The organism is Saccharicrinis sp. 156, from assembly GCF_050589685.1.
Classification (GTDB): domain Bacteria; phylum Bacteroidota; class Bacteroidia; order Bacteroidales; family Marinilabiliaceae; genus Saccharicrinis.
Map to the genome: position 1 here is coordinate 20,964 of NZ_JBNGOS010000036.1, position 25,348 is coordinate 46,311.

General features: G+C 40.2%; 18 protein-coding genes. 11 read left to right on the top strand and 7 right to left on the bottom strand.

Annotated features, from left to right (window positions below):
* Window positions 1–129 precede the first annotated feature (129 nt).
* From rpsD to ACRD64_RS19710, 6 genes are all read left to right on the top strand, one after another.
* On the top strand, window positions 130–735 hold the full coding sequence (gene rpsD, locus ACRD64_RS19685) for a 30S ribosomal protein S4 (protein WP_430935230.1): 606 nt from the start codon (window positions 130–132) through the stop codon (window positions 733–735).
* Window positions 736–744: 9 nt separating this feature from the next.
* Window positions 745–1,737 (top strand): DNA-directed RNA polymerase subunit alpha, encoded by a 993-nt coding sequence (locus ACRD64_RS19690; RefSeq protein WP_430935232.1) that lies wholly within the window; start codon window positions 745–747, stop codon window positions 1,735–1,737.
* A gap of 5 nt (window positions 1,738–1,742) precedes the next feature.
* Window positions 1,743–2,321: a 50S ribosomal protein L17 gene (rplQ, locus tag ACRD64_RS19695; protein ID WP_430935234.1), complete on the top strand. Its 579-nt coding sequence runs from the start codon at window positions 1,743–1,745 to the stop codon at window positions 2,319–2,321.
* Between the two features lie 111 nt (window positions 2,322–2,432).
* Entirely contained in the window at window positions 2,433–3,734 is a 1,302-nt protein-coding gene (gene eno / locus ACRD64_RS19700; RefSeq protein WP_430935236.1) for a phosphopyruvate hydratase, read from the top strand.
* 298 nt (window positions 3,735–4,032) lie between these two features.
* Complete coding sequence (locus tag ACRD64_RS19705; RefSeq protein WP_430935238.1) at window positions 4,033–5,337, top strand: citrate (Si)-synthase; 1,305 nt, start codon at window positions 4,033–4,035, stop codon at window positions 5,335–5,337.
* Window positions 5,338–5,735: 398 nt separating this feature from the next.
* Window positions 5,736–9,062, top strand: a complete 3,327-nt coding sequence (locus ACRD64_RS19710; protein WP_430935240.1) for a two-component regulator propeller domain-containing protein — start codon at window positions 5,736–5,738, stop codon at window positions 9,060–9,062.
* Window positions 9,063–9,103: 41 nt separating this feature from the next.
* On the opposite strand, the gene ACRD64_RS19715 is transcribed toward ACRD64_RS19710, so the two are convergent.
* The 7 genes from ACRD64_RS19715 to ACRD64_RS19745 all read right to left on the bottom strand — a co-directional run bounded on the left by ACRD64_RS19715 (window position 9,104) and on the right by ACRD64_RS19745 (window position 18,973).
* Complete coding sequence (locus ACRD64_RS19715; RefSeq protein ID WP_430935242.1) at window positions 9,104–12,031, bottom strand: FAD-binding and (Fe-S)-binding domain-containing protein; 2,928 nt, start codon at window positions 12,029–12,031, stop codon at window positions 9,104–9,106.
* A gap of 275 nt (window positions 12,032–12,306) precedes the next feature.
* Entirely contained in the window at window positions 12,307–13,089 is a 783-nt protein-coding gene (locus ACRD64_RS19720) for a formate/nitrite transporter family protein (protein ID WP_430935244.1), read from the bottom strand.
* Between the two features lie 111 nt (window positions 13,090–13,200).
* Window positions 13,201–13,944 carry a pyruvate formate-lyase-activating protein gene (pflA, locus tag ACRD64_RS19725; RefSeq protein WP_430935246.1) on the bottom strand — a complete coding sequence of 248 codons (744 nt, stop codon included), beginning with the start codon at window positions 13,942–13,944 and terminating at the stop codon, window positions 13,201–13,203.
* A gap of 216 nt (window positions 13,945–14,160) precedes the next feature.
* The gene (gene pflB / locus ACRD64_RS19730; protein WP_430935248.1) at window positions 14,161–16,389 is read right to left on the bottom strand and encodes a formate C-acetyltransferase; all 2,229 of its coding nucleotides are present in this window, start codon (window positions 16,387–16,389) and stop codon (window positions 14,161–14,163) included.
* A gap of 183 nt (window positions 16,390–16,572) precedes the next feature.
* Complete coding sequence (locus tag ACRD64_RS19735; protein WP_430935250.1) at window positions 16,573–16,938, bottom strand: DUF6686 family protein; 366 nt, start codon at window positions 16,936–16,938, stop codon at window positions 16,573–16,575.
* A gap of 213 nt (window positions 16,939–17,151) precedes the next feature.
* Entirely contained in the window at window positions 17,152–18,108 is a 957-nt protein-coding gene (locus tag ACRD64_RS19740) for a GNAT family N-acetyltransferase (protein WP_430935252.1), read from the bottom strand.
* Between the two features lie 28 nt (window positions 18,109–18,136).
* Window positions 18,137–18,973, bottom strand: coding sequence for a 1-acyl-sn-glycerol-3-phosphate acyltransferase (locus ACRD64_RS19745; RefSeq protein WP_430935254.1), 837 nt, complete (start codon window positions 18,971–18,973; stop codon window positions 18,137–18,139).
* A 234-nt stretch (window positions 18,974–19,207) separates the two neighbouring features.
* On the opposite strand from ACRD64_RS19745, the gene ACRD64_RS19750 reads away from it, so the two are divergent.
* The 5 genes from ACRD64_RS19750 (at window position 19,208) to ACRD64_RS19770 (ending at window position 25,348) form a co-directional block, all read left to right on the top strand.
* Entirely contained in the window at window positions 19,208–21,127 is a 1,920-nt protein-coding gene (locus ACRD64_RS19750) for a DUF4914 family protein (protein ID WP_430935256.1), read from the top strand.
* A 291-nt stretch (window positions 21,128–21,418) separates the two neighbouring features.
* Window positions 21,419–21,895 carry a division/cell wall cluster transcriptional repressor MraZ gene (locus ACRD64_RS19755; RefSeq protein WP_430935258.1) on the top strand — a complete coding sequence of 159 codons (477 nt, stop codon included), beginning with the start codon at window positions 21,419–21,421 and terminating at the stop codon, window positions 21,893–21,895.
* On the top strand, window positions 21,895–22,800 hold the full coding sequence (gene rsmH / locus ACRD64_RS19760; RefSeq protein ID WP_430935260.1) for a 16S rRNA (cytosine(1402)-N(4))-methyltransferase RsmH: 906 nt from the start codon (window positions 21,895–21,897) through the stop codon (window positions 22,798–22,800). The genes ACRD64_RS19755 and rsmH overlap by 1 nt, the downstream gene beginning before the upstream one ends.
* 2 nt (window positions 22,801–22,802) lie before the next feature.
* Window positions 22,803–23,183, top strand: a complete 381-nt coding sequence (locus tag ACRD64_RS19765) for an FtsL-like putative cell division protein (protein ID WP_430935262.1) — start codon at window positions 22,803–22,805, stop codon at window positions 23,181–23,183.
* 56 nt (window positions 23,184–23,239) lie between these two features.
* Complete coding sequence (locus ACRD64_RS19770) at window positions 23,240–25,348, top strand: penicillin-binding protein (protein WP_430935264.1); 2,109 nt, start codon at window positions 23,240–23,242, stop codon at window positions 25,346–25,348.

Consider the following 25,348-nt stretch of genomic DNA (forward strand, 5'->3'; position numbering starts at 1 on the left):
TATTAACCATAAATTGAGCTTTTGGATTTTGAATTATGGATGATTATATATAGAACCTCCTCTCTATAATCTCGCGGCCTTCATATTCATAATTTGAAAACAAAAATTTAAAAACAAAAATTTAGAAGAATGGCTAGATACATTGGACCTAAAACAAGAATTGCCCGTAAATTTGGTGAGGCAATTTATGGTTCGGATAAAAGCTTTGAAAGAAAGAACTATCCTCCAGGACAGCACGGTAACAACCGTCGCAGAAAAACATCGGAATACGGTGTTCAGTTAAAAGAAAAACAAAAAGCTAAATATACTTACGGTGTATTAGAGAAGCAATTTAGTAACCTGTTTAAAAAAGCATCTCGCTCAAAGGGTATTACCGGTGAGGTTTTACTTGGTTTACTAGAGTGTCGATTAGACAACGTAGTATATCGTTTAGGTATTGCGCCTACAAGAGCTGCTGCTCGTCAGCTTGTATCTCACAAGCATATTACAGTGGACGGTGAAATCGTAAACATTCCGTCATACACTGTTAAAGCTGATCAAATCATCGGGGTTCGCCAAAAGTCTAAGTCACTTGAGGCAATCACGGAATCTTTGGCAGCATCTTCAGTGCATAACTTCTCTTGGTTAGAGTGGGACAACGACTCTGTAAGCGGTAAATTTTTAAATGTGCCGGAGAGGGAAGATATTCCTGAAAACATTAAAGAACAATTGATCGTTGAATTGTATTCTAAATAATTTATTCTTATGGCAATATTAGCATTCCAAAAACCAGATAAAGTAATTATGCTAGAGTCGGACAAGCAATTTGGCCGATTCGAATTTCGCCCGCTAGAGCCGGGATATGGTATTACAGTTGGAAATGCCTTAAGAAGAATTTTGTTATCCTCATTAGAAGGTTTCGCTATTACATCTGTAAAAATCGAAGGTGTTGATCATGAGTTTTCAACTATACCTGGCGTAATTAATGATGTAGCCGACATAATTCTTAATCTTAAGCAAATCAGATTCAAACAGATTGTTGAAGAGGTAGATAGTGAAAAAGTAACTATCAGCGTGTCGGGTAAAGATGAATTAAAAGCCGGCGAGTTGAGCAACTTCATGACAGGCTTTGAGGTATTGAATCCTGATAAAACCATCTGCTTGATGAACCCTGATGTAAACCTTAAAATGGAACTAACCATTAATAAGGGTAGGGGCTATATTCCCGCAGAGGAAAACCGTTCGGTAGATGCTGAGTTTGGCGTTATCGCGATCGACTCTATATATACTCCGGTCAGGAATGTAAAATATGCGATTGAAAACTATCGTGTAGAGCAGAAGACTGACTACGAGAAATTAATTATTGAAATAGAAACAGACGGTTCTATCCATCCCAAGGATGCTTTAAAAGAAGCCGCGAAAATTTTGATTTACCACTTTATGCTGTTTTCCGACGAAAGAATCACGCTGGATTCGGACGAGAAGTTTGGTAACGAAGAATTTGATGAAGAAGTACTTCATATGCGTCAGCTTCTTAAAACCAAATTGGTTGATCTGGACCTTTCGGTACGTGCACTTAATTGCCTAAAAGCAGCTGATGTGGAAACACTGGGAGAGTTGGTGCAGTTTAACCGTAACGATTTATTGAAGTTCCGTAACTTCGGTAAAAAGTCATTAACAGAGCTTGATGATTTGTTACAGGTGATGAACTTAACCTTTGGCATGGATATTACTAAGTATAAATTAGACAAGGAATAATTGCGATGAGACATAGAAAAAAGTTCAATCACTTAGGTAGAAAGAGCGCTCACCGTAAGGCAATGCTTGCAAACATGGCTAATTCTCTTATCATGCATAAGAGAATTAAAACCACGGTGGCGAAAGCAAAAGCATTGCGTATGTACGTTGAGCCGCTTATTACTAAATCTAAAGATGATTCAACTGCACAACGAAGAGTTGTTTTTAGTTACCTAAAAAATAAAGAGGCCGTTTCCGAGCTGTTCAGAGAAGTAGCAGGCAAAATTGGCGAAAGACCTGGTGGTTATACCCGTATTTTAAAGTTGGGTAACCGTATTGGTGATAATGCAGATATGTGTTATATCGAGCTGGTAGATTACAACGAAAACATGTTGTCTGCAAGCAAAGCATCTTCTGAGAAGAAAACACGTCGTACACGTCGTAAGAAATCTTCTGATTCAACAGCAGCAGTGGAAACTGCAGTTGTGGAAAAAGAAGATAAAGCTGCCTCCGCGGATGCGGCTGCCGAATCTGCTGCTCCTGAAGCGAAAGCTGCGGATGAATCGACTGAAGCACCTTCAGATGAAGAAAATGCAAAGGAATAGTGAATTTGTAGTTAAATACATGTATTCATGATAAAATAAAAGGATAATTGCCTCGTGCTATTATCCTTTTTTTATAGAATTGTAAACTCAATTTTTAAATAAGTCAATATTATGGGACAAATTTCAAATGTTCATGCTCGTGAGATTCTTGACTCACGTGGAAATCCTACTATCGAAGTAGAAGTAACACTAGAAAGTGGTTTTGTTGGTCGTGCTGCTGTTCCTTCGGGAGCGTCTACTGGTGAGCACGAAGCTTTAGAGCTTAGAGATGGCGACAAAGGCCGTTACTTAGGTAAAGGTGTTCAAAAAGCGGTTGCCAACGTAAACGATGTAATTGCTCCAGAATTAATCGGTTTTAGCGTGCTAGATCAAGTTGGTGTGGATAGCAAGATGCTTGAAATGGACGGAACTAAAACCAAGAGCAAATTAGGTGCTAACGCTATCTTAGGTGTTTCTTTAGCTACAGCCAGAGCTGCTGCTGAGTACCTGGGTATGCCCCTTTACCGCTACATCGGTGGTACAAACGCCTGTACACTTCCTGTTCCAATGATGAACATTATTAACGGAGGTTCTCACTCTGATGCGACGATCGCTTTCCAAGAGTTCATGATCCGCCCTATCGGCGCTCCTACTTTCAAAGAAGGATTACGTATGGGTGCTGAGGTATTTCATGCGCTTGCCAAAGTTCTTAAAGGAAAAGGTCTTTCTACCGCTGTTGGCGATGAAGGAGGTTTCGCTCCAATGTTAGGTGGTACCGAAGAGGCTATCGACTGTATCCTTACTGCTATTAAAAACGCGGGTTACAAGCCAGGACGTGCAGAAGATGGAGGTGATGTTTCTATCGCTATGGACTGTGCTTCTTCTGAGTTCTTCAAGGATGGTGTTTACGATTATAGCATTTTTGAGCCAAACGGAGTTAAAAGAACTTCTGAGGAGCAAGCTGCTTTCTTAGCTGAATTAGCCGAAAAATTCCCTATCGATTCTATCGAAGACGGAATGGACGAGAACGACTGGGACGGATGGGTTGCATTAAACAACAAAATTGGGGATAAGTGCCAATTGGTAGGTGATGACTTATTTGTAACTAACGTTGATTACCTGAAGAAAGGTATCGAATTAGGAGCTGCTAACTCAATCCTTATTAAAGTAAACCAAATTGGTACTTTAACTGAAACTTTAAATGCAATTGAAATGGCTCACAGAGCAGGTTATACTTCAGTTACTTCTCACCGTTCCGGTGAAACTGAGGATTCTACAATTGCTGACATCGCCGTTGCTACTAACTCAGGTCAAATCAAAACAGGTTCTTTGAGCCGTTCTGACCGTATGGCCAAGTACAACCAATTGCTTCGTATTGAAGAAGAATTAGGCGCAAGCGCTATTTATGGTTATGCTAAAGCGAAAAAAGCTTAACTGTATTTCGTATATAATGATTTAGAGGGTGTCCTGAGGGCACCCTTTTTTTGTTTTTTTAAATTAACGAACAAAATTTAACAATGGCTGTTCTTATGATGTTGGGAAACATTCTTCAAATTAGGATAAATAACAATTGATGTTAAGCGGGGATTAATGGTCACTGAGAGAAGGATAGGCTTTGGAAATGTATTCTTTGGTACTTCTTCGTTGTGGCAGAAAAAATTAATTAAGGTGTTATTTGGCTAAGTATATGTTTCGTTATTTCGTATATTTATCAAACATCAAATAATTACTTATGGACTATATAAAACAAAAACTAATCGATATTGCTATCCCTAAGGCAAATATGGTTAAGGAACTTATTAAAGAGCATGGCGATAAAGTTATACAAGAAGTAACCGTTGGACAGGTGCTAACAGGTATGAAAGGCGTAGTTGGCTTATTGACCTGTACATCCAAGCTTGATGCAGAAGAGGGTATCCGATTTCGGGGATATTCAATTCCGGAACTAAAAGAAAAATTACCTAAGATACATGAGGATGGCGAGCCATTGCCCGAAGGCATTTTTTATTTGATGCTTACAGGCGAATTACCTAGCGATGAAGATGTTAAATATATTAGTGAGCAATGGGCATTGCGGGCACAAGGAATTCCCCCTCATGTGTACGATGTGATTGAAGCATTACCAAAGGATGCTCACCCAATGATTCAGTTTAATACGGCTATTTTGGCCATGTCGACAGAATCACAATTCCGCAAAGCTTATTTGGTGGGTATGGATAAAAAAGATTATTGGGACCCTACCTACGAAGGGGTAATGGACCTGATAGCACGATTGCCTATCATTGCAGCATACATTTATCGAAGGGTTTTCCATCAGGGAAGACATATCCCGGTTGATCCCGGTTTGGATTGGGCTGGTAATTTGGCACATATGATGGGGCATGATAGCGAAGAGGTAAAGAGGCTGATGCGCTTGTACATGCTGATCCATTCCGATCACGAAGGAGGCAATGTATCTGCACATGCCACCCATTTGGTGGGGTCAGCATTATCAAACCCATATTATAGTTTTTCGGCGGGTATGAATGGTTTGGCCGGGCCACTACATGGGATGGCCAATCAGGATGTGATGCACTGGTTAAATAAAATGAAGCGGGAGATTGGAAGCGAAGACCCAACGGAAGCTCAAATTAAAGCTTATGCCGAAGAAACATTAAGTAAGGGAAGAGTGATACCCGGATATGGTCATGCGGTATTACGAAAAACAGATCCTCGATTCCAGGTACAACTTGATTTTGCCAATAAATATATTCCGGATGCGCCATACGTTAAGCTGGTGAATAGGATATATAATGTGGTGCCCGATGTGTTGGCGGCAACCGGTAAGGTAAAAAATCCTTGGCCTAATGTGGATGCTATCTCAGGATCGTTACTTACCAGTTACGGAATAGTCGAGTATCCAATTTATACGGTTTTATTTGGAGTTTCAAGGGCACTTGGGGTGTTGACACAACTTATTTGGGACCGACTTTACGGATTGCCCATTGAAAGACCTAAGTCTCAGAATTTGCAATGGTTTATGGATAAGGTCAAATAAATATTTTTCCACAATTCTATCATTTGCCGTGTGTCTGTGTTAAACGGACGGACATGCTGGTTTCGATTAATCATATTTTACATGGTGGCCTCTTGTTATATTGTTAACAAGGGGCTTTTTGCTTCGATTAAGAAGTTATTAATCCCGGTTTTTCATGAAAATTATTTCTTTCGCCTAAAGCCAATAAGTCCCAGATAAGTTTGGATGGCCCAAATGGAGTTGATTCATGTTGGGGTTGATTGGAATTATGTTACATACACTTTAATGGTGCAACATCATGACTTAATTTGTGTTTTTTTTCTAAACGAATATTAAAATAAAGACATTTTGCTAATTTAGCTGCGCGTATGAAATGTCAATTTTTTCAATGGAAACTTAAAATAATTAATCGGTGCACGTTGTTATTAGCATCTGTTATTCTGTGTGGTTTAGTATCTATGGATGTACTGAAAGCACAGGGAGATGTTAGTATAAGCTCATATTCGATTCATGAAGGGTTATCGGGTAATGGTATCACATCCATTTTTCAGGATAGCAAAGGATTTTTATGGGTGGGTACACAGGATGGTTTAAACAAGTACGATGGGTATTCGTTTAAAGTTTTTCGTCACAACCTTGAGGACAGTACTTCAATATCAGGTAACCATATACAATGTATAAGTGAGGATGTCGACGGTAACCTTTGGATTGGAACTATTGGCAACGGGCTGAACAAATGGGATCGAATAACGGGAACATTTACCTGTTATAATAGTAAATTGGAAGGGGCATATGAATTGCCGGAAGACAATATATATGGACTATCCTTTGATAAGGATTCTTCACTGTGGGTAAAAACAAATAATTATTTGTTGAATTTAAAAATTGATCCTCTTTCAAAATCAACGTATGGTTTATATAGTAGTATTTTCAAATATCAGGAAAAACTGAACATACCTATATTTTACAAAAATCCCCATATACTGTGGATTGGAACAAAAGATGGAATAGCGCAATTTAATACCAGGGAGAAGCTATACGAAAGGGTAATTGTTGATGATGAATATGGAACCTATTCAAACCAACTGGGGGCAATCACCGGGATACTGGAATTATCAGCAAAATCATTTATTCTGGCAGGATCGCAGGGTTTATATCACCTTAACCAACGAGATGAGTCCTATAGCAATAAAAAAATAAATTCACTATCCGGAAAAGAAAATGCTATTAATGCTGTTATCAGGCACTCTTCGGGATCAATTTGGCTTGGTACTAAAGCAGGTTTGCGAATAGCAGAGTATAGCCGTGGCAAGGATGTATTGGATTACAATAAGGATTCGTTTTATAATCAAAAACAAAATTTGATAACTGAGGACGAAGTTACCTTTTTGTTTGAAGATAATTCGGGTTTGTTATGGGTGGGTACACGATATAGCGGACTGTTAAAAGTGGATTTTAAGCCCAAAAAGTTTAAACGCATCATGCGTGGCGATAAAAAATACAGTGATCTGAACAGCTATGATATCAAGAGTATTTATATTGATGAACAAGAATTGATATGGTTGGGTACAGCTGATAAAGGATTAAAAATACTCGACCCTGAAAGAGGTGATGTATATAGTTATCCCGTGAACCGTTCCTTGAATAAAATTGGGGAAGACATGGTATTGGCTTTGTGCAGGGATTCGAAAGATCGGATATGGATTGGTACGGCTAAAGGTATTTATATCTTTTACCTGGAAAGAGGCACAATAAGTGAATTTACCTATACCCAAAGCAAAGAAGTAAAAGCATTGCTCGAGGAAAATAGAATCAATGCCATTGAAGAAGATGCCAGGGGAAATATCTGGTTCGGAACCCAGTTCGGGCTTTACAAATATGACGGCAATTCCATTAATAATTTTTTTGCTGAAAAAGGCAACGAAGAGAGTATATGTAGCGATGAGATTAACGACCTGTTACTCGATTCGGAAGGGATATTATGGATTGGAACCAGTGATGGTGTTAACTTTTTGGACAGTAATGACGATACGGTTAAAAAAATCGGCCATCTTAGAAATTCCGGGGATTCAATATCAGTATTGAGCAACAACTATATTTTGTCTATTGCCGAAGATGATCAGGACAGGATATGGTTCGGGACTAGATCGGGTATCAGCTTTTATAGTAAGAAAGAGGATGTGTCCGGCTTTTATACGCACTCTTCGGGATTAGCAAACGACATGGTTTATGGCGTAATTTGCGATAATAATTCAGGGGTATGGTTGAGTACCAATAAAGGAATATCTTTAATAAAGGCCAACAAACAAATCTATAACTTTGATATTGCCGACGGTTTACCTGGTTATGTATTTAATGTTGGAGCTGTTGAACAGTCTAATTCGGGCATGGCTTATTTTGGAGGTGTAGAAGGGGTGGCATTTATAAATCCTGATTCCATCCATTATAATTTGCATCGGCCGGAAGTCGTATTTACTTCGATCGAATTGTTTCATAAGGGTAAAATCAAAGGTAGTTTTAAGACGGATACCCCCCAGATTAAGCTTAAGTACAGAAAAAGCTCTATGCTTAAGGTAAGGTTTGCTGCGTTGGAATTTTCGGAATCAGCCAAAAACAAGTATCAAGTCTATTTGGAAGGTTTTGACGATGATTGGAGGCCGGTGACATCGGAGAACACGCTTGATATATCTGATTTGCCTGCGGGGGATTATACACTTCACGTTAAAGGGGCCAACAGCGATCATATTTGGACAGAGAAACCGGTTACCTTAGACATATCTGTAGTTCCCCCCATCTGGATGTCGAGCTATGCTTATGCATTTTATCTGATTGCACTGGTGTTTCTTATCCAATCCATTATTAATTTCCGTATCAGAAATTATAAATCAGCCTATAAATCCCTGGAAGAAAAAGCAGGTGACAAAAAGAAAATTGAGGCCCAACGGGAATTGCTTTCAAAGATTAACCAAAGCCTAACGGACAGTATCTATTATGCCAAAAGAATTCAGGAATCCATTCTTCCGTCAGAACTTGAAATTAAGAAGGTGCTTCCCGAGTCCTTTGTGTATTATCGGCCTAAAGATTTGGTAAGTGGCGATTTTTACTGGAAACATGAGATCAATGGTAAAATATTTATTGCAGCGGTGGACTGCACGGGACATGGTGTTCCCGGTGCCTTTATGTCCATTATTGCCTACGATATGTTAAAGGGTATTATAAATTCGAAGATTGAGCACTGTCCGGCTTATATTTTAGAAAGGTTAAACAAGGAGGTAATCAATACTTTTAAAAAGAATTCCAGCGCCGAACGGAGCGATACCTTAAGCGTGAACGACGGAATGGACATAGCACTATGTATAATCGATAAAAGCGAAAGAAAACTATCTTTTGCCGGGGCTTACAATCCATTATATTTGATTAGGGATAATGAAATGTTTGTTTATAAAGGCAATCGTTTCCCAATTGGATATAACGGTGAAAAGGAAATGAGATTCTCAAAACATGAAATTGCTCTGGAAGAAAATGATGTTTTTTATATTTTCTCGGATGGGTATGCGGATCAGTTTGGCGGAGATGAAGGTAAGAAATTTAAATATAGGAGGTTCAGGCACCTGCTGTTGAACATCCATAGACTACCGGCAGAAGATCAAAAAGCTATCCTGCATCAAAAAATTGAAGAATGGATGGGTAATTTTGAACAGCTGGATGATATGATTGTGATGGGAATAAAACCTTTAGAAGAGTAGGTTAAATTCGTGTTGTTCAAAATTATAGCCTAAAAATAATATTATAACAATGCTTCATATAATATCTCTACAGGGTGTTTCGCTTCCCTGTCCGATCCATCTTTGATTTGATGCCGGCACGAAGTACCCGAAGCGGCCAACAAAGTACTCTGTTCGGTTTCCCTAATAGCTGGTAATAGCTTCATTTCAGCTATTTTCATGGAGATAGCATAAGAATCTTTTTCAAAACCGAAAGAACCTGCCATTCCGCAACATCCCGAATCGATTTCCTCGGCTTCATAGTTTTCGGGGAACGATAATGCTTGCCTGATGTATTTCGTGTTTGAAAGGGCTTTTTGATAGCAGTGTCCGTGAAAACGGATTTTTCGCTCCTCTGTTGTGAACTGATCCTTTCGTATTCTTCCCTTATTCATTTCATTCGCCAAGAATTCTTCAATGGTAAACGTGCACTTTTTTATTTTCTGTGCCTCGCTTAGCAATGCATCGGTTGCCAAATTCAGGTACTCATCCCTGAAAGTAAGAATGGCCGATGGCTCAATCCCCACGATAGGGCTTAATGACGAAACCATGGGAGCCAACATCTCAATATTTCTATTGGCAATTTTTTTAGCCTTCTTCAATAGGCCTTTTGAAATATAAGTTCTTCCGCTACTTAAGTGCTGAGGCACTACTACCCTATAACCTAACTTCTCCAATAGTAAAATTGCCTTTATGCCAATATCGCTATCCAAATAATTGGTGAACTCATCGGCAAAAAAATAGACCGTTTTTTGTTTTGGGTTTGCTTTTTTATGCCACTTGCTCCAAGTCTTTAGCGTAATATTGTTCATAGTTGGGATTGACCTTTTTGAGCTAAACCCTAACATTTTGGGCAATAATGATTTTAAGCCGGGAGTTGTTACGGCTGTATTATAAATCCAGGGAAAGGATGAGAACATACGATTAATGTCAGGCATGTGCCCAATCAACAGGGCTTTAACCGGAGTACCTTTTTGGCTGTAGTAATGTTGTAAAAACTCTGCCTTAAGCTTGGCAATATCAACACCGGATGGACATTCGGACTTACAAGCCTTGCAAGAAAGGCAAAGGCTTAAAACCTCCTGCACGTCTTCGAGGTAAAGATTATCGGAATCTAACGTTCCCGTAAAATATTCCCTTAATATATTAGCCCTGCCACGTGTCGTATGTTTTTCGTCGCGGGTAGCCATGTAGCTTGGGCACATGGTGCCTCCAATAATTTCTGATTTTAAACAGTCGCCCGAACCAGAACATTTTTCGGTAGCCCTTACAATGCCTTCAGTATCCTCCCAGCTAAGTATGGTATTAAGGCTTTTTAGCGGATTGGGTTGTCTGTACCTCAATGAAGTATTCATTTGTGGTGTATTGACAATTTTATCAGGATTAAGCAGACCTTCAGGATCGAATATTTGTTTGATACGTAAGAAGAGCTTGTAGTTTAAATCACCCACCATAAGCGGAATAAATTCTCCTCTTAGCCGGCCGTCGCCATGCTCGCCACTTAACGAACCGTTGTATTTTTTTACAATGAGGGCAGTTTCTTTTGCTATTTTGCGGAAGAGAATCACATCTTGTGGATCCTTTAGGTTTAATACGGGTCTAAGGTGTAATTCACCGCTACCGACGTGGGCGTAAAACACGCAATCCTTTCCAAATCCACCTAACAACTGTTTGATATCCCGTGCAAAAGCAGGTAAATCCTGTGGTCTTAGAGCCGTGTCTTCAATAACGCCAACGGGCAGGTTGTCTCCTTTCATATTCGAAAGAACACCGAGTCCTGCCTTGCGTAATGCCCAAACCCTGTTTATGTTTTTATCTTCAACAATCGGGTAAGCATAACCTAAGTCCTGGCCTTTAAAATCATTGATAAGTCCTTGTATTTTCTTGTCTAGGTTTTTAGAGCTATTTTCTGCAAATTCAATTACCAATAAGGCTTTTGGTTTGCCCGATATAAAAAAACGGTTACTTTGTTGAGCAGCGCTTTTCCCGGTCAGCTCTATTATTTTATCATCAATTAGCTCCACTGCTCTAGGCGAGTGCTTTAGCGCTTCGATGTTGGCATATAATGATTCATCCAATGAATGAAAATGAACACAGACTAATGCTTGTTGTTTTGGTGGAGTTGGAACAAGGTTAAGCTTTATTTTGCTGGCCATCATTAATGTGCCCTCGGAGCCAGCTATTAACTTACACATGTTAAAGTTTTCCCCGTCTTCCTTGAACGGGAGCATTTGCGACAAGTAATCTAAAGCATATCCTGTATTCCTGCGATGAATGTCTTTATGTGGGTATTCTTTCTCTATTTCTCGAATATGTTCCGGTTTGGAGAGAATATTATTGATTTCGCGATAGACATCCCCTTCCAAACCTTCTTGTTGACATTTTTTGTCGAATTCCCACTTCTGGAGTTCCTTAAATACTACTTCGTCCCCGTTGGACAGGAAACCATGAACTTCCAATAAATGGTCGCGGGTACTACCATAAACCAATGAATGTGATCCACATGAGTTGTTTCCAGTCATTCCTCCGATAGTGCAGCGGTTTGCAGTAGACGTCTCAGGTCCAAAAAATAATCCATGTGGAGCCAGATATTTGTTGAGCTCATCCAGCACAACACCAGGTTCTACCATCACCCATCTTTCCTCTGTGTTCAATTCAAGGATATTGTTCATGTATTTGGACATGTTGACCACAAGCCCGCTTCCTACCACTTGTCCCGCAAGCGATGTTCCTGCACCTCTTGGAATAATTTCAATTTTGTTTTTGTAGGCAAAGTCAACGATCAAATGCAAGTCGGAATTGTCCCGCGGCCAAACAACTCCTACGGGTTTTTCACGATAAGCAGAAGCGTCCGTTGCATGTTGGGCCCTATCCAGGTCTTTGAAAGATACTTCGCCTTTAAGTAAAGAAGAAAGTTGTCTGAGGGGTGATTGAGAATCGGGATTATTCATTGATATATTTTATTTAGTGTAAAAATATGAAAAAAAGCGGAATCCACCGAGGATGTCTTTATAAACGAAGTTTCTGGCGGACCAGGGCCTAAAAAAAGGGCATCTCCCAGACCGATACCCATGTTGGTAACTTCAAAACAATTCGTTATGAGCTGCCAGACCGGCTACTCATTACATACCTAATGCTAGGGCGATAACCGTCAGGATATTTTCTTCAGTAGTGAAAACTACGGTATTGTTCAGGTTATCGCTTAAAGCGGAGCCCTGTGTAGGTCTTACTTTTTCTCGTATGCGTACCAGTATAACGTTCCTACAAAAAAGGCGCCTCCAACAATATTTCCCAGCGTTGCCGGAATCAAGTTGTCAATTACAAAGCTGGGCCACGTTATATCGGCTCCTTGGAAAATGGCCAACGGGATAAAAAACATGTTGGCAATGGAGTGTTCAAAACCCATGGTCACAAAAGCCATCACCGGCCACCAAATGCCCATTATTTTGCCTGTGGTATGTTGCGCCGACATTCCCATCCAAAGGGCCAGACAAACCAGCCAGTTGGCACCTATCCCTTTAAGGAAAGTTTTGTAGAACGGGTTCGAAGTTTTGTCTTCTGCAATTTTAAACACCATATCTAACCAGGGTTCGTGAGAAACTACTTCGGTTAGGTGGGTTAAAAAATAGGCAACAAATACAGAGCCGATGAAGTTGCCGAAATAAACAAGTCCCCAGTTCCGTAAAGGAGCTTTCCAGGTTTGTTTCCTGCTTAAAACATTTGGCATAAAATAGGCATTGTTACCGGTGAATAGTTCGGCCCCGGCCATTACTACCATCATCAGTCCCACCGGGAATGCAGCACCGAAAACGAATTTGGTGATTCCCGGGTTTTTAGCAGATATTTCCGGCATTCCACCCGCTATCAGGATAGAAAGCAGCCCTCCGAAGGAAATATATGCCCCGGCCATAAAGCTTAGCGTAAGTATCTTTTTAGCTGAATATTTGTCTTTTGTGATGGCCGCATCACCGGCTATTTTAATTATTTCGGGAGGAGAGTATAAGGACATATCTTTAGTTGAAAGTTTATAACGTTGAAAGTTTATAAAGTCTGTAATGCCGTGGTTGAAAATAACTTTTAACTTTCAACTTGGAACTTTATGGACTTTTAACTTTACGAACTAATTAATTTTGACTTCTTTAAAGTAAGGTTGGAGAATGGTTTTGGCTTGTTCAATTTGTTCGGGAGTATTTTCAAGGGCATCTTTCAGTTGATATTCTTCACCTAAAGCTTCCCATTTGTGCGTGCCCAGTTTGTGATAAGGTTGAATTTCTATTTTTTCGATACATTCAAAGCTTTTGTACCGTTCGCCCATTTTTATTAACTCGTCGGGGTCATCTGTATAACCTGGAATTAGAACGTACCTTAACCATGCCGGCTTTCGGGTCTTTTCGCGGTGTTGAATAAGTTTTAGTGAAGAGCCAAATCCATCTACGCCTGTAAGTTGCTGATAGCCCACAGCGTGCGTGTGTTTGATGTCAACCATGATTAAATCGGTATACTCGTCCAACAGTTCTTTTACAGAAGAAGTCAAAACAGAGCCGTTAGTATCCACATTGGTATGAATTCCTTTTTCTTTTAAAGCTTTAAAAAATGGAATTAAGGCCTTGCTTTGCAACAAGGGTTCACCACCGGAAACGGTGATACCTCCCAGTTTTCCAAAGTAAGTTTTCATATTTTCGGCTCGTTTTACCAAAGAATCTATCTCATGTTCTGTTCCGTCTTTTAAAGGAATGGTGTCAGGATTGTGACAGTACAAACACTTTAGGTTACAACCTTGTAAAAAGATAACCATTCTGATACCCGGACCGTCGTGAGTGCCAAAGGATTCTATAGAGTGGACTTTTAGTTTTGATGCTGTCATAATATATCCTGTTAGTAGGAAAAACAAAGACCTGTTTGCGCAAAGATACACAAACAAGTCAGTGTTTGAGTATGTGTTTCCTTTCCGAAGAAGTGTTTTTACATAGAAAGCTTCAAATACAAGGGCTGGAAAAATAGGCAAAGCACAGTTTAACTTGTGTAAATGAGCATTCCCCTATTGAGCGTAACACAGTATTTGACGTTTTTGGGTAAAAAACTACATCGAATCGTGGAACGAACGAGACAGAACCTCTTGCTGTTGTTCGCGCGATAAACGTGTAAAGTTTACCGCATACCCCGAAACCCTAATGGTCAGCTGGGGATACTCTTCAGGATGTTCCATGGCATCTTTTAAAAGTTCCCTATTCAGAACATTTACGTTAAGGTGTTGGGCGTTTTTTCCAAAATAGCCATCCAAAGCGGCAACCAGGTTCGCAATTCTATCTTTCTCGTTTGAACCTAATGATTTAGGAACGATGGAGAAAGTATTTGAAATGCCATCCTGCGAATCTTCGTAATTTATTTTAGCCACTGAGTTTAACGAAGCTATAGCACCGTGTGTATCGCGTCCATGCATAGGGTTTGCTCCGGGAGCAAAAGCAATACCTTTGGCTCTACCGTCAGGCGTAGCACCTGTTTTTTTACCGTAAACAACATTTGATGTAATGGTTAAAACGGATAATGTTGGGTTGGCATTTTTGTAAACGGGTAACTTTTTCAACTCTTCGCTAAAATGATTTACCAGGCTACGGGCAATTAAATCTACACGGTCGTCATCGTTACCATATTTTGGGAATTCTCCTTCAATTTGGAAATCAACAGTTAATCCATCTTCGTTGCGGATAGGCTTCACCTTGGCATGTTTGATGGCTGAAAGTGAATCGGCTACAATTGATAGTCCTGCGATACCGTATGCCAGGTTAATTTTTGGATTGGTATCGATTAACGACATCTGAGCTTTTTCGTAATAGTATTTGTCGTGCATGTAGTGTATGATGTTCATCGACTCATTATAAACACGGGCAACTTCTCTCATGGCTATGTCAAAATTGGCCATTACCTTGTCAAAATCAAGATACTCGTCGCTGACTATAGAGGGAATGCCATCAACCATTTGGGTGCCTGTATTTTCGCAACGCCCACCATTTAAAGCTAACAACAATGTTTTGGCCAGATTGGTTCGTGCCCCGAAAAACTGAATGTGTTTTCCCAATTCCTGGAACGAAACACAACAAGCGATTCCATAATCGTCACTATCTCTATGGCAACGCATTAGGTCATCATTCTCGTACTGGATAGATGAAGTGTCGATAGAAACCTTTGCACAGAACTCTTTAAATCCTTGTGGCAAGCTGTTCGACCAAAGGATGGTGATGTTGGGCTCAGGGGAAGGTCCCAGGTTATAAAGGGTGTTCAGGAATCGGAACGAAGTTTTGGTTACCTTACTTCTTCCATCGACTAACATACCGCCTATTGATTCCGTTACCCAGGTTGGGTCACCGGCAAAGATCTGCTCGTAAGCTTCCATGCGCAGATGACGGACCATGCGGAGCTTCATCACAAACTGATCGATATATTCCTGGGCTTCCTGCTCGGTGATAATTCCGGCTTGTAGGTCACGCTCAATGAAAATATCCAGGAACGAAGAAACGCTACCCAATGACATGGCAGCACCATCTTGTTCTTTAACGGCAGCCAGATAAGCCATGTAAGTCCACTGCACAGCTTCCCTTCCGTTTTCGGCAGGACGGGATAAGTCTAAGCCGTAATGATTACCCATGTCAATCATTTGATTTAAGGCTTTCAACTGCTCTGCCACTTCTTCTCTCAAACGAATAGTATGGTCGCTCATTGGTCCTGTTATACCCTTTAGATCCTCTTTTTTAGCCTCGATTAATCGATGGATTCCATATAGGGCAACCCTTCTGTAATCGCCAATAATACGGCCGCGGGCGTAATTGTCAGGCAGTCCTGTTAGAAAACCTAACGAACGGAATTTTCTGATTTCGTCGGTATACGCATCAAAAACACCATCGTTGTGCGTTTTCGTATACTTACCAAATGCTTCGGTTACAATGTCGGATGGTTTTAGGCCATGCTCCGAAAGTGCTTTCTGTACCACTTTGAAACCGCCATAGGGTTTCATGGCTCTTTTGAGTAATTCGTCGGTTTGCAGACCAACAATCACTTCGTTATCCCTGTCGATATATCCTGCGGCAAACGAATTTACTGTTGAAACAATTTCAGTGTCAACATTTCTAAGTCCGTTGTTTGCTCTTTCTTCTTTAAGGGCTTGAAGACAAATGTCCCAAAGCTTTTTTGTTTTGGGGCTGGCTCCTTCCAGGAATGAGTAGTCTCCCGTGTATGGAGTTATGTTTTGTTTTACAAAGTCTCTAACGTCAATGGCGTTGTTCCAATTGCCGGGGGCAAAATCTTTCGTTTCCATAGTTGTTTTTAAAATTTGTGCAAAAGTATAGCTAATTTTTTTCATAGAAAATCCCAACTTGTTGTGACAGGGTGCTTTATCCTTCGGATTAATCGGGAGATTTGTTGTATGATATTATCAATCAGGTAAAACAGGTAATGAATTACTTAAAAACTAATGATTGTTAAAAACCGATTTGAACCATCAGTTCAATTGTTTTTCTGATATGTGCGTCAGATTTTTCATCATAAGAGATTCCTCTTCAGCAGTTTTGTATTCTTTCAGGAACATGGATATAAGTATTTTAAGCTCCTTTAAATCCACTTGCGACAATACCATTTTAATAGCAGTATTAGGGAAAGGGATGTGAATTTTTCTGTGATAAAGCGTGTTAAAGTTGATTTTTTCGAACTCATTACCTTCCAGCTTGTTCAGGTAATCGTAAAAGTTATCCAGGATATTTAAGGACGAAAAGTCAATAGCTAATTGATTAAACTCAAAATGAAATTTGTTGCACTTCTCGCAAGTAAATATATGTCCGTGTAATGTTTTAATATCTATCTTTTCCATATTTCTCCTCCTTTTGGGTAATGTTTCTAACTAAAACAGTCCAAACTTATGAAATGTTTTATTTTAATTTAGATTAATTCCATACTGTAAAAATGAGGATTGTAAAAAATACTGGCAATACCTAATTGTGGGGGTTCGCATAAAAAAAGCACCTTCGTTTCCGAAAGTGCTTTTGTGTCTTATTTAATGATTATTCTATCTGACTGAGCGGGTCTAGTCGTGCGGATCATCGGGCTTATAGCTTTCCACATGACGTTCGGTCTTCGTTTGATTAAAGTCTTTAATGGTGATAATGATGCCGGTTTCCTCAACATCACCAAAACGGTCGTTTACTGCTGTTCCAAAGGATCGCATCGAAGGAGATAGATTCATGTAGGCATTCACCAATGGCGGAATGGTTTCGCCAAGTTCTCTTACTCTCCTATTCAGCACTTTATAATCTTCAACAAATGTAGGGCCATGAAAAATCTCATCTATTTTTTCTTGAGAAAGACCTATTTTTACCTTAAAATCGTCTAAAGGATAAACCAATTTATCAGGATCGCTAAAGTATTTGTTCATAAAGCTCAAGATTAAATCACGAGCTTCCTGGTTAAAGTGGGTATACATCGTTACTTTCCCAAAAAAGTATTTCATCTGGGGATTGTTTACAATTAACGAACCCAAGCCATCCCATAGGTTGTCCAACGCAAAAAGACTTTTAGCGCCTTGCTTGCTCGATTGGTATTGAGGTTGAACAAATGATCTTCCCAGCTCTATGGTATACGGGAAAAAATCATTCAGAAACCGGTCGGAAAAATGAAAAAGTCGCGAGGTGGCCAATTTAACGTTGCCATCTTTGTCTCGGGGAACTTGGTTGCCCATTATATAACGATAGCCGCCCAGTATCTCCTTTTCTTCAGGGTCCCAAACTATTAATTGGCGGTAAGGTACTTCTGCAGTATCGTAATCGTCAATATCCGCTTCTTTACCGGTTCCTCCCCCTGCCTGACGAAATGATTCCTCTCTTAAACGGCCTACTTCCAACATTAAATTAGGGGCTTCGTCCCCCCTAAAGTCGTATATTTTATTGCCGCCCTTGTTGGTGTGGCGAACAAATCTTTCTTTAGTTAATTCGGCCTCAAGCTTTTCCTTGGCTATTGGCGCAATTATGTGTTTGTTGTTGTCCATGAACTTATACATGTTAGCAAATGCAAAATTAAATTAATTTTGGTAAGCTGTAGACTGTTTCCTTTATTTTTTCGGCCCAAGTTTTCGGCGACTCTCCATTTTTTAGTTCATTCCAGCTTATGGGCGTCCCAAATCTTAGGGTAATATGTTTGTCCTTTTGCTTGAACATCTCATCTACGAGGTAAAGCATTTCAATGTTTGCCTTAAGTCCAAGAAATTTTCTCAAGCGAGCCAGATTATAGAAAAAGTTCGAGTTACGTCCTTCTATATGAACCGGAACAATAGTTCGATGGTGTTTGATTGCCTTTTTAATAAAGTTAGGTTTCCATTCCAGGTCCTTAATGCCTCCTTTTTGTTTGCGCGAAACCAATCCGGCAGGGAAAAACAGTACTTGATTTTCAGATTCAAATGCCTCTTCGATAAGTTTGGCGGCTTGTCGAGAGTGTCCGCCATGTTTATTAATAGGGACGAAAATATCGTTAAAGCGGCCAATTTGTAACAGGATGTCGTTTACGGGAAATTTTATGTTGTCAAAAACACGGCCTACTTCGTTCATGAATATTATTCCGTCCAGACCGCCCAAAGGGTGATTTGATACAAACAGATATCGCCCGTCTTTTGGAATGTTTTCCAATCCAAAACTTTTGCTTTTTACGCCGAAATGACTCGTGCAAACTTTTCCGAATTCTACATTATAGCTATCGGGATATTTTTCTAACATCCAATTTAGGCTATCTTGATGAATTACCCTTTTTAGGTAAGAGATAACGAATTTAGGAATCCATTTTAAAATACCGGGGTTTTTATCCCTAAAAACCTTTTCGATATCGATTTTGGTGAATTGTTGTTTTGCTTTCTCCTCCATGTTTTATAAAATGAGGCTCAATTTTATAAAAAAAAAATTAAACATATAGCCCATATGTAAAAAAGTGAATATTTGATTAGACTGTTTTTTGATATGACCCTTAAGTTATGGTCTAACAAAACCTGCTATTAAAAAGACCTCTTAATTCTTCGTCCATCCTATTTAATTTGTTATCTTTTAATAGTGAAAGATTTGGTATGGCCTGACTGGAGGATCTTATAAATACTTTTTATTATGAAAGATTTGTTTAAAAAACTTGAAAAGAAAAGAATTAGTCTGCCCGATGATGTTTATGTAGTTCTTGGCGGTTGCAAAACTTTTCAAACTTTTGATACCGTGAAGCAATTGGCGAAAGCTGCTGTGGGAGGCGACAATAGTTGTTACGAGGTGAAATATACAATACCGGGTAAGGGTGAAGTTACCGAAGCGATTGTTCATAGGGTTAGCAATGGCGTGTCGGCTAATTACGTAGAACCATATATGAGGCGCAGAGATCCCGATACCATGTTAATTGCTGATGACCTACCCACAGATAAAGAACGCTTTGAAGATCGGTTGGGGTACGGTTTTGATACTTTGCGTAAAGAAACTTTAGAATGGCTTCAGGACCAGGAATTAGCCATATTCTTTTACTTTGCAGGATTTGAAAATATCGGTTCAGGAGGTATTGCTATAGCGCCTAAAAATGCGGGTTTCTTCGCTATGGGGTTGGCCATGCTTCAGCGTATCATACCCGTTAATGAACTACCCTGGGATTTTGATGTAGAATCGGCTATTTATGTAGCACCTACCTTCCGGCATACGCATTTTGACGGAAAACAAATAGTGGTGCACAAAAGATCTGAGGATCTGCATGAGATATTTTCATACAATCTATATCCCGGGCCTAGTGCCAAAAAAGGACTGTATGGAGCTTTGCTGACAAAAGGCGAAAGGGAGGGTTGGGTTACGGCCCACTGTTCAACAGTGCAGGTGGTAAGTCCATACGATAATGTCACCACCTTTATGCACGAAGGCGCCAGTGGCGGAGGAAAAAGTGAGATGCACCAAAAAATTGTTAGGGAAGAAAACGGACAAGTTTTGATTGGTGAAAATTCCTTGACTGGTGAAAAAAAATTAATCAATATTCCTTTGTTCTGTTCTTTCAATCCAGTGACGGATGATATGGCCTTATGCCATCCATCTGTCCAAAAAAATAACGGTAAGTTAACTGTTTTAGATGCTGAAAATTCCTGGTTTATAAGGGTTGATAGTGTAAATGATTATGGAGACGACCCTTTTCTTGAGAAACTAACGATAAAGACCGAGGAGCCCTTGTTGTTTTTAAATATAAAATCGAACCCGGAATGCACTGCATTAATTTGGAACCATATCGAAGACAGTCCGGGTGTAAGATGCCCGAATCCAAGAGTAGTAGTTCCCAGAAATATTGTCCCCAATGTTATTAAAACGCCGGCAACGGTAGACATCAGGAGCTTTGGTGTCCGGACTCCGCCTTGTACAAAAGAAAATCCAACGTACGGGATTCTTGGGTTATTCCACATTCTGCCGCCTGCATTAGCGTGGCTGTGGAGGCTTGTGTCTCCTCGGGGACATGCTAACCCTAGCATTGTTGGAGGTGGAGGAATGGGAAGTGAAGGGGTTGGTTCCTACTGGCCATTTGCCGCAGGCAAAATGATAACACATGCCAATTTGTTATTGGAGCAAATCATCAATACCCCCCGAATGCGATACACGCTTGTGCCCAATCAGTACATTGGTGCCTGGAAGGTTGGGTTTAGACCCCAATTGTTAATGAGGGAATACTTAACAAGGCGGGGTAACGCCAAACTTAGGAGTGATCAATTTCAAAAAGCGCGCTGTTCGTTATTGGGTTTTGAGTTAAATTATATCACGATTGAGGGAGAAGAAATACCAAAAAGGTTTTTGCAGGTTCATAAACAAGCTGAGGTAGGAGAATCTGCTTTTGATGATGGAGCAGAAATACTTCATGAATTTTTCAGAAGTCAATTGCCAAAGTATTTAAAATCTGAAATATCCGTTACTGGAAAACGGATTATTGAGGCTTGTTTGTCCAACGCGACCGTTGATGAATATTTAGAAATTATGCCCATGGATTTTCAATATTCGTTTTTTAACAGCCACCAAGATTGAGTAATGCTTTCATGAACGGTTTCGATTAGCTAGGCAAAGTGATTAAAAAGAGACAATGTAAACTCTCTTTTTATCAAACATATAGGCAGCTGCATTAGAATGTAGCTGTTTTTTTTATATCCGTTTCTCAACGCGGAGTACCCAACTGAATTCCGGCAGATTTCATCCTGAAAAATGATGTTTGCAAGGAAAAGGGAAAAAAGTTATCAACAAAGTGGATTAAAGTGGCGTAAAGTGGTTGATTGTGGTTTGAAAAATTCATACTTTTACCAAAAATAATTATCAATCCTAATGGCCACATTTATAGGTGATTTTGTTTGTAAAGCCGACGCAAAGGGACGCTTCGTGTTGCCTTCGCACTTTAAAAAAGTGATGAATGCCATGGAGGAGAACCGTTTTGTGGTTAGGAAAGATCTGCATACAAACTGCCTGTTTGCGTACCCGTATCCGGCCTGGGAGTTGCATATTGACGACATTCGATCAAAGCTGAATATGCATGACAGGTCTGATAGTTTAGCCTATCGTCAATATGTAAGAACTGCAGCCGAGGTATCTTTTGATGCAAATGGCAGAATGTTATTTCCCAAACGATTAATGCAAATTATTGAATCGCCCAAAGAGGTTGTGATGGCAGGGGTAGACGAGAAAATTGAAGTGTGGAATAGTGCGGATTATGGAGTAGGAGAAATGAGTGAAAGTGAATTGGATGCTTATCTTCAAGCTAAACTTGGAGGAAAGTCAAATAGCGAAGAAAAGGAGGGCGTGTAATGGAGAATGTATACCATGTGCCGGTTCTGTTAAAGGAGTGTGTCGAAGGTCTTAATTTGAAGGAAGGTGGGGTGTATGTTGATGTCACTTTTGGAGGTGGCGGACATACCAAGGAGATTTTAAAACACCTGAAAGGCGGTCGTATTGTTGTGTTTGACCAAGATGAGGATGCTTATCTGAATAGACCTGAGGATGAGCGTTTGATTTTTGTCCGTCACAACTTTCGTTATTTAAAACACTTTCTCAGATATATCGGCATAGAAAAAGTGGATGGGATTTTAGCGGACCTGGGTGTTTCGTCTCACCATTTTGATACTCCGGAAAGAGGATTCTCATTTCGCTTTGAAGGCGCGCTGGATATGCGAATGAATAAGCAATCGGGTTTAACAGCTGCGGATGTGCTTAATAATTACGAAGAGGATGGTCTGTATCGGATATTTAAAAATTATGGCGAAATAAAGAATGCGGGTAAGTTAGTACGAGGTATTCTTTCAAAGCGGCAGGGCAGTCATTTTAAAATGATCTCGGATTTATTGGAGATAGCCGAAACCTGCGTTCCTTCCCGTGATAAAAATAAGTTTCTGGCCAAAGTGTTTCAAGCACTTCGGATTGAGGTAAATGGGGAAATGGAAGCATTAAAGGAAATGTTGATGCAGACCAAGGATGTGTTGGCCGAGGAGGGGCGTTTGGTGGTGATTTCATATCATTCCCTGGAGGATAGGTTGGTGAAGAACTTTATGAAAACCGGTGATTGTGAGCAAACACAGCCCGAAAAGGACTTTTATGGTAAAAGTATTGTCCCGTTTAAGCCGATTAGTCGAAAACCTATTTTGCCATCGGAGGAAGAATTAAAAATCAATACTCGGTCAAGAAGTGCAAAGCTACGAATATGTGAAAAGTTGTAGTTATGGCTAAAAAGAAAAGGAAAGATAAAGAGTTTGTTGGTTCAGGCGACGTTGCTTTTAGAAAGATATCGCTCAGGGATTTTGTTTCGGGCAGGATTTTTACAAGGGAAGTAGTGGTGCAGCAGCTGCCCTATTTCCTATTTCTAACAATGTTGGCCTTCGCGTATATATCCAATCATTTTAAAGTTGAAAAGTTGCTCAAGAGAGCGGCAGAATTAAATAAGGAGATTCAGGAATTGCAGATTGAAGCCATTACGACATCATCAGACTTGATGTATTTCAGTAAGCAGTCTGTTATTTTAAACAAGGTAAGAGAGGCGGGGGTAGAGCTGCAAGAGCTAACGGTGCCTCCAAGAAAAATTGTGGTAAAGAAAGCGGATTAGTGCATAGAGGATAATAAACTCCAAGTATTTGGTGCTTTGTTACAAAGACTAAGAGAATGACAATTAAAAGAGACATAACATGGAGAGTTGGTGTCATCTATCTGGCAGTGGTAGTATTGGCGGTCTTTGTCTTTGGTAAGGTGGTGCACTTGCAGGCGTTTGAAGGGGCTGAGTGGCGTGCCTTGGAAGAAAAAATGACCAATAAGGAACGTCAAATTGAAGCAAATAGAGGTAATATTTTAGCCAGTGATGGTCGCAAGCTGGCTTGTTCGGTGCCCAGTTATCGTTTGTATATGGATATGATGGCACACGGACTTACCAATGATATTTTTAATAAAAATATAGATAGTCTGAGCATTTGTTTGTCGAAGTTTTTTAAGGATCGCTCGGCAAATACCTACAAACGCAATCTGACTGCAGCCCGACAGGAGCATAAAAGGTATTACCGGATCCATCGCAGAAGGGTTTCGTTTACCGAACTGAAAAAAATAAAGGAATTTCCAATTTTCCGACTCGGCAAAAACGTCGGTGGCTTCATCCCCGAGCAATTAGATCAGCGTAAAAAACCTTTTGGGATTTTGGCTTCCCGTACTATCGGAAAATTGTACGAGGAAAAAGAGAAAGGTGGCATGGTGGGTTTGGAGCGTGCTTTTAACGAAGATTTAAAGGGCAAGAACGGGGTGAGCACGTTTACCCGTATTTCGGGACGATGGGTGCCGGAGGAGGTAATGCCACCCCAGAACGGAATGGATATTCTTACTTCTATAGATATTGAAATTCAGGATGTCGCAGAAAATTCCTTGCGACAACAATTGGTAAAGCATAATGCGCATCATGGGGTGGCTATATTGATGGAGGTTCAAACCGGAGCTATCAAAGCTTTGGTGAATCTGCACAGGAAAAGTGAAGGGGTTTATATTGAGGATTATTTTAATTATGCCATAGGTGAGGCCACCGAACCGGGGTCAACATTTAAACTGGCCAGTATCATGGCTGCTTTGGAGGATGGATATATAAATCTGGATGATTCCATTGATACAGGGCGGGGAGTCCATCGCTTTTACGATCGTAATATGAAGGATAGCCATCATGGTGGCTATGGGAAAATTACATACCGACAGGTTTTTGAGAAATCGTCCAATGTTGGGATATCCAGGATGATATTTGAAAATTATAATTCAAATCCCAGACGATTCATAGATAGGCTTTATGCTATGGGTTTGAATAAGAAACACGGATTGGAAATTAAAGGTGAGGGGGAGCCAATGATTAAGTACCCGGGATCAAAATCTTGGTCTGGTGTTTCTTTGCCTTGGATTTCGATTGGTTATGAATCAAAATTGACGCCCTTGCAAATATTGGCCTTCTATAATGCAGTGGCCAATAACGGGAAAATGATGAAGCCCTATTTTGTGGAAGGGGTTTATCAACATGGTGAGGAAGTGAAATCGTATGAGCCCGTGGTGCTGAATCCGTCTATTTGTTCTTTGGGAACCATTGAAAAGGTTCATGAGTTATTGGTGGGTGTGGTTGAAAACGGCACGGGACGGAATATAAAAAACAAAAATTATAAGATAGCCGGAAAAACAGGTACGGCTCAAATTGCAAAGGGGAGTGGGGGCTACAAGAATGGCGGCGTGCAATATCAGGCTTCGTTTGCCGGATATTTTCCTGCGGATAGACCCCGGTATTCGTGTATCGTGGTAGTTAACGGACCATCGAATAATGTGTATTATGGGAATATCGTAGCCGGATCGGTGTTTAAGCAAATTTCTGACAGGGTGTATGCCTCGGGTTTTGATATGTTGGACGAACATCCGGTAGAGATTCCTGCAGAAGGCATTCTTCCCTATTCCAAAGGAGGAAAAAAAGAAGACCTGCTGGCCGTCTTTGAGGAATTGAATGTGACCATTGATGGTAAAGATGTTCAGTCGGAGTGGATTTCTACCAGTGCGCAGGAGCATAAAGTTAATTTTAGCAGAAAAACGTTTTCCAATGGGTTGGTGCCTAATGTTCAAGGAATGGGTGCTAAAGATGCTGTTGCCCTGCTGGAGAATTTGGGGATGAAGGTGATCGTATCGGGACGCGGAAGGGTGATTGGCCAATCGGTACAGGCGGGAACGAGATTGAGAAACGGAACAAAGGTATTTATTAAGCTAGGATAG